The following is a 16051-nucleotide window of genomic DNA, read 5'->3' as shown; positions in this document are numbered from 1 at the left end:
TTGCCGGCGCCGTTTGCCGCGGCCCCCGTTTACCGGCGCCGTTTGCCGCGGCCCCGTCTCCCGGCGGGCGGCAGGCCCGCCCACGCCGCTACTCCTGCAGCACCGCCCGCGCCAACTGCCGTGACTGGGCGACCAGTCGGTCCTCGAAGTCCCAGACCTCCGCGTCCTCCTCCAGGAAACCGCCCGCCAGATTGCGGGTGGTGATGGCGACCCGCAGCGGACCGGGCGCCGGGCGCCGGCGGATGTGGGCGGTCAGCTCGACGGTGGGCACCCAGCCGGACAGCCCCATCTCGAAGGCGGTGGGCGGCAGGGCGTCGACGGTCAGCAGGAGGGAGAGCGGGTCGGGCTCGCGGCCGTCGGCGAGGCCGAACCAGGCGCGCATCTCGCCCTTGCCGGAGGGGGCACCGACGGCCCAGCCCGCGGTCGCCGGGTCCAGGCGGAGCGCGAGCCGTTCGGTGATGGCGGTGCTGCCGGAGATGACGGGGCGGCCCCCGGGGGCACTGTCGGCCCCCAGGCAGTGCTCGTACGGCGGGATGGCCGGCGGCTTGGCGGTGGTGCGGACGTCGTCGGGCAGCGCGTCGAGGTCGCCGTACGCGGCGAGTACCCGCAGCCGCTCGACCTCGCTGCCGTCCTCCGCGAACTGCACGAGGCTGGCGGTGCCGGTCGACATCGTGCGGCCGCTGCGGACCACCTCGGTACGGATCACGGCGGGGCCGGGGACCGAGGCCGTCAGGTAGTGCGCGGTGACGGAGAGCGGGTCGGGGTGCGGGAGGGCGTCGCCCAGGGCGCGGCCCATGAGGGCGAGGAGGTAGCCGCCGTTGACCGCCTGGATGATCGTCCAGCCGGCGGAGAGGTGGGCGTCATAGACGCCGGGGGCGCGGCGGGTGACCGCCGTATCGCGGTCGAACTCGCTGTTGCCTCGGTTCACCAGAGCCATGGGTTGCACGCTACACCGGATGGTTACCGACCGGTAGTGTCAGTTTTAACGGCCTCGAACGGAAGCATTCCTTCCGCGCCTGCGATGATGAGCGCCATGCTTCACGTCCTCTACCTGGTCGGTGTGGCCGCCTTCGCCGCGAGCGGGGTGCTGGCCGCCTATCGCGCCAATATGGACCCCTTCGGCGGTCTGGTGCTCGCCTTCGCCGCGTCGATCTCCGGCGGCACGCTGCGCGATGTCATCCTCGACCGGCGGCCGCTGTACTGGACGCACGACTGGGTGCTGCTGACCGTGATCATCTGTGTCGGCGTCGGCACCATGATCTATCTGCGGTTCTGGCAGCTGCCGCACAAATCACTGCTGGTGGTCGACGCGATCGGGCTGTCCGTGGTCACGGTGATCGGGGCCCGTGCCGCGATCGATGCGGGCGCCACCCCGCTCGCCGTGATCATCCTGGCGGTCCTGACCGGGGTCGCCGGCGAGGTCATCCGCGATGTGCTGTGCGGGGAGTTCCCGCCGCTGCTGCTGCGGGAGGACGTCTATGCGATCGCCGCGCTGGCCGGCGCCTGCTGCTACCTCCTGCTGTACCGCCTCGGCACCGGGGCCACCCCCGCCGCGGCGATCTCGGCGGGGGTGGTGTTCGCGCTGCGGATGGGCGCGGTCTACCTCGGACTGCACCTGCCGCGGCCACAGCAGCTACGCGACCGGCGCGGGCAGCAGCACTCCGGCTGACCGCGGTGGCCGGTGCTCAGTTCGCCGGCTGACCGCGGCGGCCGGTGCTCAGTTCGCCGGCGGCGCCGGCTTGCTGTCCGTCTTCAGCCAGGTGGTGAAGAGGTCGTCGAGCTGCTGCCCGGAGATCTTCTCGGCGAGCGCGATGAACTGGGCGGTGTTGGCGTTGCCGTAGCGGTGCGCGGAGGTCCAGGCCGGCAGCAGCTTGAAGAACGCCCGGTCCCCGATCCGCTCGCGCAGCGCCTGCAGCGTCATCGCTCCCCGGGAGTAGACCGCCTGGGCGAACATGGTGTCCCGCTGCGGATCGGCGACCTTCACCTTCCAGAAGGCATCGCTCGCCGGCCGGGCGTCGTACGCCTTGCGGAAGGCGTCATGGGCACTCAAAGTGCCGCGGTGCTCGGTCCACAGCCACTGCGCATAGCTGGCGAAGCCCTCGTTGAGCCAGATGTCCTTCCACTGCTTGACGGAGACCGAGTCACCGAACCACTGGTGCGCCACCTCGTGGACGATGGTCCCCTCGCTGCGCACGGCCGAGTAGGCGGGCTTGGACTGCACTTCCAGCGAGAAGCCGGCCTGCGGCATGTCGTCGACGATCGCCCCGGTCTCCTCGAAGGGGTAGGGGCCGAAGACCTTCGACCAGTAGTCGGTGACCTCGGCGGTGACCTTGTAGACATCGATGGTGCCGGTGGGCAGGGTCGGGTCGATGGCGACGTAGACGGGCGTGCCGCCGGGGGTGGTGCCGGTACGGACGTCGAACTTGCCGATGGTGGCGGTGGCCAGGTACGTCGCCATCGGGCGGCTCTCGCGCCAGTGGGCGTACGAGCGGCCGTGCGCCTGGCCGGAGCTGATCAGACGCCCGTTGGAGACACCGGTCAGGCCCTTGGGGGCGTCGATGCGGATGTCGTAGGTCGCCTTGTCGTCGGGGTGGTCGCTGGAGGGGAACCACGTCGAGGCGGCGTTCGGCTCACAGGCGACGAAGACGCCGTCCTTGGTCTTCATCCAGCCGTAGTCGGAGCCGAAGACGATCGGACCGCTCAGCGCCTGGGGGACGCCGTGGTAGGCGAGGGTGACGGTGAACTTCTTGCCGCGGCGCAGCGGGAAGTCGGGGCGTACGGATATCTCGTCGCCGGATCTGGTGAAGTGCGCCCGCCGGCCGTTCACCCGGACCGAATCGACCGTCAGCTTCTGCAGGTCCAGGTCGAAGGCGGAGAGGTTCTGGGTGGCCCTCGCGGTGAGCGTGGTGCGGCCGTCGAGGCGGCCGCTGCCGGGGTGGTAGCTGACGCCGAGGTCGTAGTGCAGGGCGTCGAAGCCGCCGTTGCCCAGCTGGGGGAAGTACGGGTCACCGATGCCGGGGGCACCGGGGGACGCGGCGGGTGCGGCGGCGATGGTGGCGGCCGAGGCCACCGCGGTGGCCAGTGCGAGCCAGCGGGAGGTGCGACGTGCGGAACGGGAGAGTGCCATGAGCCATCCCTTCGGACACACGGATGAAGTTCGCCTCAAGATCGAACAACCGTGCTGACTCTGCACTCTCCCGCCGCTTTGCGCCCAGGACTTTGCCAAGTCCCAAGTGTTACTTGCCGGTTGCGGCCTAACCGCCCGCCGGTCCGGTGTCCTTTGAGCCTGCTGTGTCCGCTGCGACCGCTGTGTCCTCGGCGTTCTCAGCGTTCTCGGCGTTCTCCGGGTGGTGGCAGGCCACCTGGTGCCCCGTGCGCAGCGCGACCAGCGGCGGCTCGGTGGTGGCGCACACCTCGGTCGCCTTCCAGCAGCGGGTGCGGAACCGGCAGCCGGAGGGCGGGTTGATCGGCGAGGGCACATCACCCTTGAGCAGGATGCGGTCGCGCTGGGTGCGCCGCTTGGGGTCGGGCACCGGTACCGCGGACAGCAGGGCCTTGGTGTACGGGTGCATCGGCGACTCGTAGAGCCCCTTGCGGTCCGCCAGCTCCACGATCTTGCCGAGGTACATCACCGCGATCCGGTCCGACACGTGCCGGATGACCGAGAGGTCGTGGGCGATGATGACGTAGGTCAGGCCCAGCTCCTCCTGCAGGTCGTCCATGAGGTTGACGACCTGCGCCTGGATCGAGACATCGAGCGCGGAGACCGGCTCGTCGGCGACCACCAGCTTGGGCTTGAGCGCCAGCGCGCGGGCGATGCCGATGCGCTGCCGCTGGCCGCCGGAGAACTCGTGCGGATAGCGGTTGTAGTGCTCCGGGCTCAGGCCCACCAGCTCCAGCAGCCGCTGCACCTCCTTCTTCACCCCGCCCTCGGGCTCGACGCCCTGGAGGCGGAAGGGGGTGGAGACGATCCCGCCGATGGTGTGCCGCGGGTTCAGCGAACCGTACGGGTCCTGGAAGATCATCTGGACGTCCCGGCGCATCGGCCGCAGCCGGCCCGGGGACAGGTGGGTGATGTCCTGGCCCTGGAACTCGATGGAGCCGCCGGTCGGCTCGTCGAGCCGGGTGATCAGCCGGCCCATCGTCGACTTGCCGCAGCCGGACTCGCCGACGACGCCCAGGGTCTCCCCGGGACGGACGTCGAAGTCGATGCCGTCGACCGCCTGCACCGCCCCGACCTGCCGTTTGAGCAGGCCCTTGGTGATCGGGAAGTGCCGGACCAGACCCCGGACCCGCAGCAGCGGCCCGTCGTCGGAGGCGGTCTCCGCGGCAGGCTCCGCGGGGGTGTCCGCCGTCTTCTGGAGCGGAATCTTCTTGTTCTGGTCGTCAGTCGTCTCGGTCACAGCTTCGGCGCAATCTCTTCGGTCCAGATACGCTCCCGCTCCTCCTGCGACATGTGGCAGGCGGAGAAGTGCCCGCCGCCGGCCTCGCGCAGTTCGGGGCGGACCGTGCGGGTGAGGTTGTCCTTGGGCACGTCCGCGTACGGGCAACGGGGGTTGAAGGCGCAGCCGGACGGGACGTTGATCAGGCTGGGCGGGGAGCCCTTCACCGGGATCAGCCGGTCCGTCTGGTCACGGTCGATGCGCGGCATGGAGCCGAGCAGCCCCCAGGTGTAGGGGTGCTGGGGCTCGTAGAAGACCTTCTCGGCCGGGCCGCGCTCGACGCACCGTCCGCCGTACATCACCAGGAGGTCGTCGGCGAGTTCGGCGACCACCCCGAGGTCGTGGGTGATGATGATGACCGCCGAGCCGAACTCCTTCTGCAGATCGCGGATCAGGTCCAGGATCTGCGCCTGGACGGTGACGTCCAGGGCGGTGGTGGGCTCGTCCGCGATCAGCAGCTCCGGGTTGTTGACCAGCGCCATCGCGATCATGGCGCGCTGGCGCATACCGCCGGAGAACTGGTGCGGATGGTCGTCCACCCGCTTGTCGGGCTGCGGGATGCCGACCCGGTCGAGCATCTCGATCGCCCGCTTGCGCGCGGTCTTCTTGTCCACGTCGTTGTGGACGCGGTAGGCCTCCACGATCTGGCTGCCGACCGAGTAGAAGGGATGCAGCGCGGACAGCGGGTCCTGGAAGATCATCGCCATCTCGCGGCCGCGCAGGCGGCGCACCTCGTCCGGCTCGGCGGAGACCAGCTCCTTGCCGTCCAGCCAGATCTCGCCGGACATGTTCAGCTTGCTGCGCTGCTGGCGCGAGGCGCGGTGCAGGCCCATCACGGCGAGGGAGGTCACGGACTTGCCGGAGCCGGACTCGCCGACGATGCCGAGCGTCTTGCCCTTCTCCAGGGTGAAGTTCAGGCCGTCGACCGACTTCACGATCCCGTCGTCGGTGTTGAAGTGCACCTTCAGGTCCCGCACTTCGAGGAAGGCGGAGGGGGGCCGGACGCCTGCCGCGGTGGGTTCGCCCACGGCGGCCTCGGTCTTGTCCTCGGAGGAGTCGGTCACGAGAGCCTCACCCGCGGGTCGACGGCGGCGTACAGAACGTCCACCACCAGGTTGCACATGACAATGAAGAACGCGGCGAGCAGGGTGACGCCGAGGATGTTCGGGAGGTCGTTGGCGTTGATCGCCTCGACGGCGAAGGCGCCGACCCCCTTGAGCGAGAAGACCTGTTCGGTGATCAGCGCACCGCCGAGCAGCAGGCCCAGGTCCATGCCGAAGACCGTGATGATCGGGGTGAGCGCGGCCCGCAGGCCGTGCCGGACGACCACCTTGCGCTCGCGCAGGCCCTTGGCGCGGGCCGTACGGATGTAGTCCTCGCTCAGCGTCTCCAGCATGCCCGCCCGGGTGAGCCGGGCGTAGAGCGCGGAGTAGAGGAAGGCCAGGGTGACCCAGGGCAGAACCAGGGTCCGGGCCCATCCGAACGGATCGTCCGTGAGATAGATGTAGTCGCTGCGCTCGAAGATCGGCCACTGGTAGGTGAACAGGGCCAGGGCCAGGGCTCCCGTGAAGAACATCGGGAGGGAGACGCCGGCCAGCGCGACGCCCATGGCCATCCGGTCGAAGACCGAGCCGGGGCGCAGCGCGGAGAGCACACCGGTGGCGACGCCGGAGACGACCCACAGCACGGCCGCGCCGGCGGCCAGCGAGAGCGTCACCGGAAGCCGGTTCTGGATCTCCGGCCAGACCTCGATATGGGTTTTGAAGGAGTAACCGAAGCACGGCACATGGCACTTGGCCGCTTCCGGACCGAATTTGTAGTCGACGCCGACGAAAATGCCCTTGAGGAAGTCCCAGTACTGCTCGTACACGGGCTTGTCCAGGCCGAGATTCTTCTTGACCGCGGCGATGTCCGCGGGCGTGGGGGCCTTTCCGATGTACTGCTGGGCAAGCTGGTCGGTGCTCTGCCCGGCCAGTTTCGGCAGCAGGAAGAAGATGCCGAAAGTGACCGCGCTGACGATCAGCAGCAGGACCACTGCGCTGATCAACCTGCGGATGATGTACGAGAACACGGGGATGCGGCGTCGGCGCCGCGGGCCGGTTCACCACCGGCCCGCGGACACCAATGCCTTCACCTGCCTTCCAGGGCTGCTACTTCTTGACGCCGACGTTGAGGTAGTCGTACTGACCGCTGAAGGCCGAGGTGGACACCAGGTTGGTGGCCTTGGGCGAGCGGTACATCAGGACCTTGAAGTAGGTGAGCGGAACGATCGCCGCCTGCTCCATCGTCTTCTTGTCGATCTCGGCGTACGCCTTCTCGCGGGCCGCCTTGTCGGTGTTGGCGATGGCGGAGTCGAGCAGCTTGTTGATCTCCGGGTCGTCCAGCTCCGAGAGGTTGGTGTTACCGGACTGGCTGATCGCCTTGCCGTTCAGGATCTGCTGCAGGTAGCCGTAGCCGGTCGGGAAGTCCGAGCCCCACTGCATCATGATCAGGCCGACGTTGTTCTTCTTGTTGAACTTCGGCACACCGGCGTAGTCCGAGAAGTACTTGCTGGTCGGGTACGACTGGATCTTGGCGGTGACGCCGATCTTCTTCAGCGAGTCGATGACCGAGGTGGCCGCGTCGACCTCGTCCTGGCGGTCGTTGCGGGCCAGGATCGTGGTCGTGGTCTTGCCGGCGCCGCACTTCGCCCAGTGCTTCTTGGCCTCGGCCAGGTCCAGCTTGTCGCCGTCGTACTTCTGCGGGTACAGGTCGTACTTCTGGTAGCCGTCGATGTCGGTCGGCAGGACCGTGGAGGCCAGCTCACCGCGGATCGGGCCGCCGAGGGAGGTCTGTACGGCCTTCTTGTCGATGGCGTACTCGACGGCCTTGCGGCACTCGATGTTGTCGAACGGCTTCACCTTGGTGTTCAGCGCCGTGTAGACGAGGCGCTGCCCCAGGGTGTTGTCGGTGTTGCCCTTCTCCTTGGGGTCCGTCAGGAGCTGGGCCTGTGTCTGCCCGTCGACACCGCGGCCGGCCAGGTCCACCAGGGTGTTTCCGGACTGGAGGTCCTTGTCGATGGTCGACTGGGCGACCTTCAGGTTCAGGACGATCTTGTCCGGCAGCTGCTTGCGCAGCGGGTCCGTCTTCGCGGACCACTGCGGGTTGCGGACCAGGGTGAGCTTCTTGCCCTCCTGGTAGCTCTCGAACTTGTACGAGCCGGTGGACAGCACGGACTTGGTGTAGTCCGCGCCCTTGTCCTTGGCCTGCGGGACCGGGGCGGTCTGCGGGGCGCTCACCAGGTAGTCGAACTCGGCGAACGGCCGCTTGAGGTGGAAGACGATCGTCTGGTCGTCCGGGGTCTCGATGGACTTCAGACCGGCCTTGCTCTTGTCCTTGTAGGGACCCTTGTAGCCGCCGTCGTTGTCCTTGAGGAACTGCTGGAAGTAGTTCGGGCCCAGCGAGAGGGTGTCACGCGCGAAGTTGCTGCGCTCGACGGCGTACTTGACGTCCTGCGAGGTGACCGTGGAGCCGTCGTCGTACTTGACGCCCTTGCGGAGCTTGTACGTCCAGGTCTTGCCGCCGTCACTGGGCTTGCCCATCGACTCGGCGAGGTCCGGGGTCAGCTCGTTGCCCTTGGCGCCGGGGCCCGGCTTGAAGGTGGTCAGCGGGCGCGCGTAGAGCCGGCTGAAGTTGTAGATGAAGGCGTAGTAGGTGTTGCCCGGGTCGAACGACTCGGGGGCGTCGCTGATCGCGTAGGTGACCGTGCCGCCCTTCGCGTCCGAGGCGTTGACGATGCCCTTGGTGGCGGCGTTCGCCTCGCCCGAGCCTTCCGAGGAGCCCTTGCCCCCGCTGCAGCCGGCCAGCAAAAGGCCCGCACTGGTGATGGCCGCGACAGCCGCGACCGGAACTGACCTTCGCATGATGGTCGGTGTCCCCTTCGTTCGTCGAGAAAGGTCAAACCTCAAAACGCAGTAACGCGGAAACGCAGTGGTGCAGTTGGGGGCGTCGGAGCGGGTGCCCGGTGCGGCCGTCAGCGGCTGCGCGGGTCCAGCGCGTCCCTCAGTCCGTCACCGAGCAGGTTGAACGCCAGCACGGTGACGAAGATCGCGAGGCCGGGGACGATCATGTACTGGGGGTCGACCTCGTAGTACTTGACCGCCTGGTTGAGCATGCCGCCCCAGGACGCCTGGGGCGGCTGGATGCCGACGCCCAGGAAGCTCAGGGCCGCTTCGAAGAGGATGTTGGAGGGGATCAGCAGCGTCGAGTAGACGATGATCGGCCCCACCAGGTTGGGCAGCAGCTCCCGGAAGAGAATGAACGGCCCGCGCGCACCCATGCCGCGGGCGGCGTCCACGAACTCCCGCTCGCGCAGCGACAGGGTCTGCGCGCGCACGATCCGCCCCATGTACGGCCAGTTGAAGAAGCCGATGACGAAGATCAGCACGGAGATGTGCAGCGGCAGGCCCTCCATGCCGAAGGCACCGCCCTGCAGCGAGGCGGAGATCGCGATGGCGAACAGCAGCAGCGGGAAGGCCAGGAAGACGTCCATCATCCGGCTGATGAAGGCGTCCACCCGCCCGCGGTAGAAGCCGGCGACCACACCGAGCACGGTGCCGATGGCGACCGACAGCAGCGTCGCGCCGAACGCCACGATCAGCGACACCCAGGAGCCCTCCAGGATCCGGGCGAGCAGATCACGGCCGAACTTCGGGTCCACGCCCAGGGGGTGGTCGCCGCTCATGCCGCCGAGTTCGCCCTTGGGGAGCGTGGTGTTGGGGTCGATCAGCGACTGGTTGGGATTGTTCGGGTCCAGCCCCAGCAGGGCCTGGATCGGACGGGAGAGCGCGGCGACGGCGATGAGCAGGATGACAACGATGGCACCGGCCACCGCGACCTTGTCCCGCCGAAAGCGCAGCCATGCGATCTGGCCGAGCGAACGCCCCTCGATCCGCTTTGCCTCGACGCCCTTCAGCACCGCTTCCGGCTGCGCCTCAGCAGCCGCCCCGGTGGTCTCGATCGGTGCGGTCACAGTGCCTTTGACCCCTCTCGGCCGACGGTGGCCGGCCCCTGCCCGCCGCGGGTTGCGGCCTGGTTCTCATCACTGGTGCAAGTTCGGTGCAGCAAGTCCTGCGGGCATCGCGGAAGTTCGCACTATGGAAGTTCTCAGGCTTACGCGACGCCGTGGGATGACGCTCGTACAAAGGACCGAGGTCCGTTGTTTCCGGAGTCTTCATCCCTTTCTCGATCAGTCACCAGTCCTGACAGGGAAAGGATGCGCAACTGTGATGTCCTTCACCGCTTTCCGTTATACGGACAACAGTTCGGGCTGAGCGGGACGATCACCCGCGGGAGCGGCCCTCAACCGCGGGACATACAGGGAGAATTCGCCACAGGACCGGCGCCCGGACGGTACGCCCGGGACACCGGAGACAGACTGTCAGTAAGGGCGCGGGTAGCCGTAGCCGTACGACGGCGCGGGGGCCGGCTGACCGGGCGGCTGGGCGTAGCCGTCACGGTCGAAGAAGGGGCGCGTGGAGGCCCGCATCCACATACCGACCGGGTCGAACTCGTCGTTCATCGCGACGGTGGAGACGGGCAGGCCGTCCGGCACCGCGCCGATCGACTGCTGGATCATCAACCGCACCGAATCCACCGCTTGTTGACCGGTGTCGTACAGATCCAGACCGATCGCCAGATAGGGGGCGCCGAGCGCCGGCTGCACCCAGGCCCGGCGCAGCGACCGCACGGCGGGCGTCCGGTGCGCGTTCTGGGCGAGCAGCGCGTAGAACTGCGGGATGTCGATGACCGGTTCCGAGATCCGCAGCGGGCCGGCCGGCAGCCGGTCCAGACCACCGGCGATACGGCGCAGATCCAGCCACGGGATGCCGATACCCCCGCCGGGGGCGTGCGGATTCAGCCACAGGCCCCAGCGGTCGGGGAAGAGCGAGGCGGCGATCTCCGGGCCGGTGACGACCTCGTGGTCGCGGTTCCAGCCGGAGGCGGCGAGTTCGGGCGCCGAGGTCACACACGGCGCATAGCCGAGGCCTTCGACCTCCATGTTTCCGTACTGCGCATCGGGCGAACCGGCCCGGCCGTGCCACAGCAGCATCCAGACCTGGCCCGCGGCGAGCGCGTGCAGCAGTGCCTCATAGGCGTCGTAACGGCCGGGCGAGACCTGCTGGAGCAGCTGCTCCAGCGCTCCGGCCGCCGCCGGCCCCTGATGCGCACCCGCGCTCACGTGGTCCGTCCCTTCTGTCCGCAGGGCACGTCATGGGTGCGCCCGCCCGTCATCCGTCCAGCTTACGAGTGGTCCCGAGAGTAGAAGGGCCGCACACGCTCCAGCATCCAGTCGGCGACCGGGTCACCATGGGCGAGGTCGAGCATGACGAGCTGTACGGACCAAGGCACCGGTACGGCACCGAGCGCACGTCCGAGGGCTGACAGTACCGCTTCGCGGGCGGTGCCGTCGTGCAGTGCCGCGGGGTCGGCAGCGATCTGTACACCGACGAACAGCGCGGGCGTGTCGCCCTCGACACTCGCCAGGGCACGCCGGGCAGTCAGGACAATTCCGGCGCCGGAGAACTCCAGTCCGGCGGCGGCCAGGAAGTCCACCGGTTCGTCCTGCCAGTCCGGCTCGAAGAGCCGCACCCGGCCGCCGCTGGGCAGACCGTCCGGCTCCTGACGCCCCTCCCGGCACAATGCGGCCACCGCGGGAGGCGGCAGCGGGACGCCGACCGCACCGTCCGGGTTGACCGCGATGCCCATATTCGGGGGCAGCCCGCGGGCGAACTCCCGGGCCGGGGCGACGGTGAAGGACATATGCGAGCCGACCACCCGCAAGAACTCCTGCTCGGAGCTGTAGACGGGGACATAGGCCGCGCCGTCGAGCTCGACGGTGGGCAGATCGAGGCCGCGGGTACCGGGACCCGCGCTCTCCGGTCCGCCACCGTTGGGCAGCGGCACCCAGACCCTGCTGCGGCCCAGCACCTCGACGATCCGGCCCCCGGCGCCCGGGTGCCCGACCGACGCGGCCAGCACCTCTTCGAGCTCGTTCGCCGGCCACGCCAGCTGCGGTATCCCCTGCTCCGGCAATGTCATGTGTATCCACCCGTTCCAAACCGCGCCATCTGGCCAAAGACCCTAGACGAGAAGGCGTGCGGAGGGACCCTCGGGGCACGGTGGCCGTGCACCCGCTCGCGGCCGTCAGCCGAAGCTGACCGTCTCCAGGGCGCTCGCCGCCCGGCGGTCGAGCAGGACGGCCGAGTCGCAGCCCTTCGGCAGCCGGGCCGACTCCGCCGCGCCGACCAGCCGGCCCACCGCCCCGCGATGCCGCGCGAAGGCGTACCCCGACACCCCGCGCCCCCGCGACTCCTGGCCGGACAGTGCCACCTCGGGCGGCACATCGAGCAGCACCAGATGCAGCCCGCGGCCGCCGCGCACCGCCGAGCGCGCGAGCCAGCCACGCACCCACGCCAGGGTGCCGCAGTCGTGCACCACCACACTCTCCCCCGAGCGCAGCGCACGGCCCAGCGTCAGGTAGTGGGCGGCCCGGACCAGCGGCCGGTAGAGGGCGTACGGCAGCCGGCGCAGCCTGCCGTGTTCCCAGCGCTCGCGGACGTCCTGCGAATCGATGCGGTGCACCACGGCGCCGTGGGCATCCAGCGGCGGTACGACCCGGTGCATCAGGGTGCTCTTGCCGCTGCCCGGCAGACCGGAGACCACCACCAGGTCACCGGCCGGGAAGCGCAGCTCGGCGGCGCCTCTCACCCGTCCGCGGCCTCTCAGGTCCACGACTTCGGCGCCACGTCCCGGCCGGACGACGGGCCGCGACGGCCGGCCGGCCCGGGGCCCGGCGGCGGGCGGCACCGCGGGCACGGCGGCGGGCGGCACCGCGGGCACGGCGGCTCCGGGCGCGGCGGCCGGAGGCACGAGGCCTGAAGTGGCTCCGGATGCCGCTTCACTGTGCACGCGATGTCCTCCCCGTCCGGTTCTGCTCCGGTTCGAGTCCGTCCCCTACCCGCAGAGTGTCAAGAAAAGGTAATGCCCATCAAGGCTATTGTCCGATCTGCCCACGTCATGGACGGGGCAGCGGTGGGGGCTCCTCTATCCGGCGATCCCGTGCAATGATGTGGCCGCCACGTGCACATCTCGTCTCATGCGTGCACCGCCAATTCCATACCGGCCGTTTGAACCCGCGCGGGAGAGTCCCCGGCCGCCATGCCGGGGCGCCGAAGGAGCAAGTCCTCCCTTGAATCTCTCAGGCCCCTATACCGCGCAGGCGAGGCAGATCTGAAAAGCGAGCCGCAGCCCGGACCACGGGGCGGCTCCACCCAAGGTGCAAACCGGGTCCGTTCGCGGGATCCCGGTGAACCTCTCAGGTTCCGATGACAGATGGGGAGAACGTCTTGTCACCCCTGCCTGGGAGCCCAGAACCATGACTGATGCCCCCCGCCGTACTGCGCTGGACGCCACCCATCGCGCGCTCGGCGCCACCATGACCGACTTCGCCGGCTGGGACATGCCGCTGCGCTACAGCAGCGAGCGTGACGAACACGTCGCCGTCCGTACCCGCGCCGGCCTGTTCGACCTCTCCCACATGGGCGAGATCACCGTCACCGGCCCGCAGGCCGCCGACCTCCTCGACTATGCGCTGGTCGGCAACATCGGGGGCGTCAAGACCGGCCGCGCCCGCTACACCATGATCTGCGAGGCCGGGGGCGGCATCCTCGACGACCTGATCGTCTACCGCCTGGCCGACCAGGAGTACATGGTCGTCGCCAACGCCTCCAACGCCCAGGTGGTACTGGACGCGCTGACCGCGCGGGCGGGCGGCTTCGACGCCGCGATCCGCGACGACCGGGACGCCTACGCGCTGCTCGCGGTGCAGGGCCCGGAGTCGCCCGGCATCCTCAAGAAGGTCACCGACGCCGACCTGGACGGCCTGAAGTACTACGCGGGCCTGCCCGGCACCGTCGCCGGCGTCGAGGCGCTGATCGCCCGTACCGGCTACACCGGCGAGGACGGCTTCGAGCTGTTCGTCCGCCCGGCCGACGCGGTCGCCCTCTGGGAGTCGCTGACCGAGGCCGGCCAGGGCGCCGGTCTGGTGCCCTGCGGCCTGTCCTGCCGGGACACCCTGCGCCTGGAGGCGGGCATGCCGCTGTACGGGCACGAGCTGACGACCGCGACCACCCCGTTCGACGCGGGTCTGGGCCGGGTCGTGAAGTTCGAGAAGACGACCAACAACGGCGACTTCGTCGGCCGCAGCGCGCTGGCGGAGGCCGCCGAGCGCGCCGAGACGAACCCGCCGCGCAAGCTGGTCGGCCTGATCGCCACGGGCCGCCGGGTCCCGCGCGCCGGCTACCCGGTCGTCACGGCCGACGGCACGGTCATCGGTGAGGTCACCTCCGGGGCCCCCTCCCCCACCCTCGGCAAGCCGGTCGCCATCGCCTACGTCGACGCCGCCTACGCCACACCGGGCACCGAGGGTGTGTGCGTGGACATCCGTGGAAGCCATGAGCCGTACGAGGTCACCGCTCTGCCGTTCTACAAGCGGCAGAAGCAGTAGCTCATCCGCGGCGGACCCGGCAGCGGTGCGCACCCGTGCGTTTCACTGTGCAAGACCCTCCCCCTCGGCGTCACCAGGGCGACCCCCTTCACGACCACACCCTCGCGTACAGGAGAATCGAGCCATGAGCAACCCCCAGCAGCTGCGCTACAGCAAGGAGCACGAGTGGCTGTCGGGCGCCGAGGAAGGCGTCTCGACGGTCGGCATCACCGAGCACGCGGCCAACGCGCTCGGCGACGTCGTCTACGTGCAGCTTCCCGAGGTCGGTGCCACGGTCGCGGCGGGCGAGACCTGCGGCGAGCTGGAGTCGACCAAGTCGGTCAGCGATCTCTACTCGCCCGTCGACGGTGAGATCACCGAGATCAACGAGGACGTCGTCAACGACCCCTCGCTGGTGAACACCGCCCCGTTCGAGGGCGGTTGGCTGTTCAAGGTGAAGATCAGCGGCGAGCCGGGCGAACTGCTCTCGGCCGACGAGTACGCCGCCTTCATCCAGAGCTGAGCCGCCGGCTCCCCTCCGCCACCGCCCCCGCGGAAGCTCCCCCGGGCTCCGTCCGGGGGCCCCTCGCGCCCCTGACTCCCCCAGGAAGACTCATGTCGCTTCTGAACAGCTCCCTCCACGAGCTCGACCCCGATGTCGCCGCCGCCGTCGACGCCGAACTCCACCGCCAGCAGTCCACCCTCGAAATGATCGCGTCGGAGAACTTCGCCCCCGTCGCCGTCATGGAGGCCCAGGGCTCGGTCCTCACCAACAAGTACGCCGAGGGCTACCCCGGGCGCCGCTACTACGGCGGCTGCGAGCACGTCGATGTCGTCGAGCAGATCGCCATCGACCGCATCAAGGCCCTCTTCGGCGCCGAGGCCGCGAACGTCCAGCCGCACTCCGGCGCCCAGGCCAACGCCGCCGCCATGTTCGCCCTCATCAAGCCGGGCGACACCATCCTGGGCCTCAACCTCGCCCACGGCGGGCACCTGACCCACGGCATGAAGATCAACTTCAGCGGCAAGCTCTACAACGTGGTGCCCTACCACGTCGACGAGAAGACCAACCTCGTCGACATGGAAGAGGTCGAGCGCCTGGCCAAGGAGCACCGCCCCAAGCTGATCGTCGCCGGCTGGTCCGCCTACCCGCGCCAGCTCGACTTCGCCGCGTTCCGGCGCATCGCCGACGAGATCGGCGCCTACCTCATGGTCGACATGGCGCACTTCGCCGGCCTGGTCGCCGCCGGTCTGCACCCCAACCCGGTGCCGCACGCCCACGTCGTGACCACCACCACCCACAAGACCCTCGGTGGCCCCCGCGGCGGCGTGATCCTCTCCACCCAGGAGCTGGCCAAGAAGATCAACTCCGCGGTCTTCCCCGGCCAGCAGGGCGGGCCCCTGGAGCACGTCATCGCCGCCAAGGCCGTCTCCTTCAAGGTCGCCGCCTCCGACGACTTCAAGGAGCGCCAGCAGCGCACCCTCGACGGCGCCCGGATCCTCGCCGAGCGCCTGGTCCAGGACGACGTCAAGCAGCACGGCGTCTCCGTCCTGTCCGGCGGCACCGACGTCCACCTCGTCCTCGTCGACCTGCGCGACAGCGAGCTCGACGGCCGGCAGGCCGAGGACCGCCTCCACGAGGTCGGCATCACCGTCAACCGCAACGCGATCCCCAACGACCCGCGGCCCCCGATGGTCACCTCCGGCCTGCGCATCGGCACCCCCGCGCTGGCCACCCGCGGCTTCCAGGCCGAGGACTTCCGCGAGGTCGCCGACATCATCGCCGAAGCCCTCAAGCCCGCCTACGACGCCGAAGCCCTCAAGGCCCGCGTCACCGTGCTCGCGGAGAAGTTCCCGCTGTACCCGTCCCTGTGACGCGACTCCTGCGCGGAGCCCGCGCCCGCCGGTGACCGGCGGGCGCGGGTCCACGACGGTGAGCCCGGGGTCATGGGTCCCGGGCTCGTGGTCTGTCTGCTCGTCTCTCTCGTGCGTCATGCGAGTGGGAGGCCTGCGTTTCACGCGAGCGCGGTGCCGGCGGGCGGGCGTGGCATGCATGACCGCTGCGGTGGCGGGCAGCCGCCCT

General features: G+C 69.5%; 14 protein-coding genes and 1 riboswitch. Of the genes, 4 read left to right on the top strand and 10 right to left on the bottom strand.

Annotated features, from left to right (window positions below):
* Positions 1-88: 88 nt before the first annotated feature.
* Entirely contained in the window at positions 89-937 is an 849-nt protein-coding gene (locus CFW40_RS25255; RefSeq protein ID WP_088800183.1) for a thioesterase family protein, read from the bottom strand.
* 96 nt (positions 938-1033) lie between these two features.
* Here CFW40_RS25255 and CFW40_RS25250 point away from each other — a divergent pair, with 96 nt between their 5' ends.
* Complete coding sequence (locus tag CFW40_RS25250) at positions 1034-1669, top strand: trimeric intracellular cation channel family protein (protein ID WP_176956392.1); 636 nt, start codon at positions 1034-1036, stop codon at positions 1667-1669.
* Positions 1670-1717: 48 nt separating this feature from the next.
* On the opposite strand, the gene CFW40_RS25245 is transcribed toward CFW40_RS25250, so the two are convergent.
* The 9 genes from CFW40_RS25245 to CFW40_RS25205 all read right to left on the bottom strand — a co-directional run bounded on the left by CFW40_RS25245 (position 1718) and on the right by CFW40_RS25205 (position 12314).
* Complete coding sequence (locus CFW40_RS25245) at positions 1718-3127, bottom strand: M1 family metallopeptidase (protein ID WP_088800181.1); 1410 nt, start codon at positions 3125-3127, stop codon at positions 1718-1720.
* A gap of 127 nt (positions 3128-3254) precedes the next feature.
* Positions 3255-4403, bottom strand: a complete 1149-nt coding sequence (locus tag CFW40_RS25240) for an ABC transporter ATP-binding protein (protein ID WP_088800180.1) — start codon at positions 4401-4403, stop codon at positions 3255-3257.
* Positions 4400-5506, bottom strand: a complete 1107-nt coding sequence (locus CFW40_RS25235) for an ABC transporter ATP-binding protein (RefSeq protein WP_088800179.1) — start codon at positions 5504-5506, stop codon at positions 4400-4402. Before CFW40_RS25235 ends, CFW40_RS25240 begins: the two co-directional genes overlap by 4 nt.
* Positions 5503-6513, bottom strand: a complete 1011-nt coding sequence (locus CFW40_RS25230) for an ABC transporter permease (RefSeq protein WP_088800178.1) — start codon at positions 6511-6513, stop codon at positions 5503-5505. Before CFW40_RS25230 ends, CFW40_RS25235 begins: the two co-directional genes overlap by 4 nt.
* Positions 6514-6592: 79 nt before the next feature.
* Positions 6593-8344, bottom strand: coding sequence for an ABC transporter substrate-binding protein (locus CFW40_RS25225; RefSeq protein ID WP_088800177.1), 1752 nt, complete (start codon positions 8342-8344; stop codon positions 6593-6595).
* Positions 8345-8454: 110 nt separating this feature from the next.
* The gene (locus CFW40_RS25220) at positions 8455-9453 is read right to left on the bottom strand and encodes an ABC transporter permease (RefSeq protein ID WP_088800176.1); all 999 of its coding nucleotides are present in this window, start codon (positions 9451-9453) and stop codon (positions 8455-8457) included.
* Positions 9454-9861: 408 nt separating this feature from the next.
* Positions 9862-10662: an enhanced serine sensitivity protein SseB C-terminal domain-containing protein gene (locus tag CFW40_RS25215; RefSeq protein ID WP_088800175.1), complete on the bottom strand. Its 801-nt coding sequence runs from the start codon at positions 10660-10662 to the stop codon at positions 9862-9864.
* Positions 10663-10724: 62 nt separating this feature from the next.
* On the bottom strand, positions 10725-11522 hold the full coding sequence (locus CFW40_RS25210; RefSeq protein WP_088800174.1) for an enhanced serine sensitivity protein SseB: 798 nt from the start codon (positions 11520-11522) through the stop codon (positions 10725-10727).
* Positions 11523-11627: 105 nt separating this feature from the next.
* A complete protein-coding gene (locus CFW40_RS25205) occupies positions 11628-12314 on the bottom strand; it encodes an AAA family ATPase (RefSeq protein ID WP_088802360.1) in 687 nt (228 codons plus the stop codon).
* 297 nt (positions 12315-12611) lie between these two features.
* A riboswitch (glycine riboswitch) is annotated at positions 12612-12707 on the top strand.
* 151 nt (positions 12708-12858) lie between these two features.
* On the opposite strand from CFW40_RS25205, the gene gcvT reads away from it, so the two are divergent.
* The 3 genes from gcvT to glyA all read left to right on the top strand — a co-directional run bounded on the left by gcvT (position 12859) and on the right by glyA (position 15843).
* Complete coding sequence (gene gcvT / locus CFW40_RS25200; RefSeq protein WP_088800173.1) at positions 12859-13989, top strand: glycine cleavage system aminomethyltransferase GcvT; 1131 nt, start codon at positions 12859-12861, stop codon at positions 13987-13989.
* 124 nt (positions 13990-14113) lie between these two features.
* Complete coding sequence (gene gcvH, locus CFW40_RS25195) at positions 14114-14491, top strand: glycine cleavage system protein GcvH (RefSeq protein ID WP_088800172.1); 378 nt, start codon at positions 14114-14116, stop codon at positions 14489-14491.
* 92 nt (positions 14492-14583) lie between these two features.
* Positions 14584-15843: a serine hydroxymethyltransferase gene (gene glyA / locus CFW40_RS25190; RefSeq protein WP_088800171.1), complete on the top strand. Its 1260-nt coding sequence runs from the start codon at positions 14584-14586 to the stop codon at positions 15841-15843.
* The last annotated feature ends 208 nt before the right edge of the window (positions 15844-16051 follow it).

Origin of the sequence: Streptomyces sp. 2114.4 (genome assembly GCF_900187385.1) — a bacterium.
GTDB classification, from domain to species: domain Bacteria; phylum Actinomycetota; class Actinomycetes; order Streptomycetales; family Streptomycetaceae; genus Streptomyces; species Streptomyces mooreae.
The sequence above is the reverse complement of the archived record's forward strand: the minus strand, read 5'-3'. Positions and strand labels throughout refer to the sequence as shown.

What these genes read in the sequence shown, in the direction of transcription:
- CFW40_RS25210 (WP_088800174.1), bottom strand. Translation starts at nt 11,522, where the DNA reads ATGACATTGCCGGAGCAGGGGATACCGCAGCTGGCGTGGCCGGCGAAC.
- CFW40_RS25225 (WP_088800177.1), bottom strand. Translation starts at nt 8,344, where the DNA reads ATGCGAAGGTCAGTTCCGGTCGCGGCTGTCGCGGCCATCACCAGTGCG.
- glyA (WP_088800171.1), top strand. Translation starts at nt 14,584, where the DNA reads ATGTCGCTTCTGAACAGCTCCCTCCACGAGCTCGACCCCGATGTCGCC.
- CFW40_RS25255 (WP_088800183.1), bottom strand. Translation starts at nt 937, where the DNA reads ATGGCTCTGGTGAACCGAGGCAACAGCGAGTTCGACCGCGATACGGCG.
- CFW40_RS25250 (WP_176956392.1), top strand. Translation starts at nt 1,034, where the DNA reads ATGCTTCACGTCCTCTACCTGGTCGGTGTGGCCGCCTTCGCCGCGAGC.
- CFW40_RS25245 (WP_088800181.1), bottom strand. Translation starts at nt 3,127, where the DNA reads ATGGCACTCTCCCGTTCCGCACGTCGCACCTCCCGCTGGCTCGCACTG.
- gcvH (WP_088800172.1), top strand. Translation starts at nt 14,114, where the DNA reads ATGAGCAACCCCCAGCAGCTGCGCTACAGCAAGGAGCACGAGTGGCTG.
- gcvT (WP_088800173.1), top strand. Translation starts at nt 12,859, where the DNA reads ATGACTGATGCCCCCCGCCGTACTGCGCTGGACGCCACCCATCGCGCG.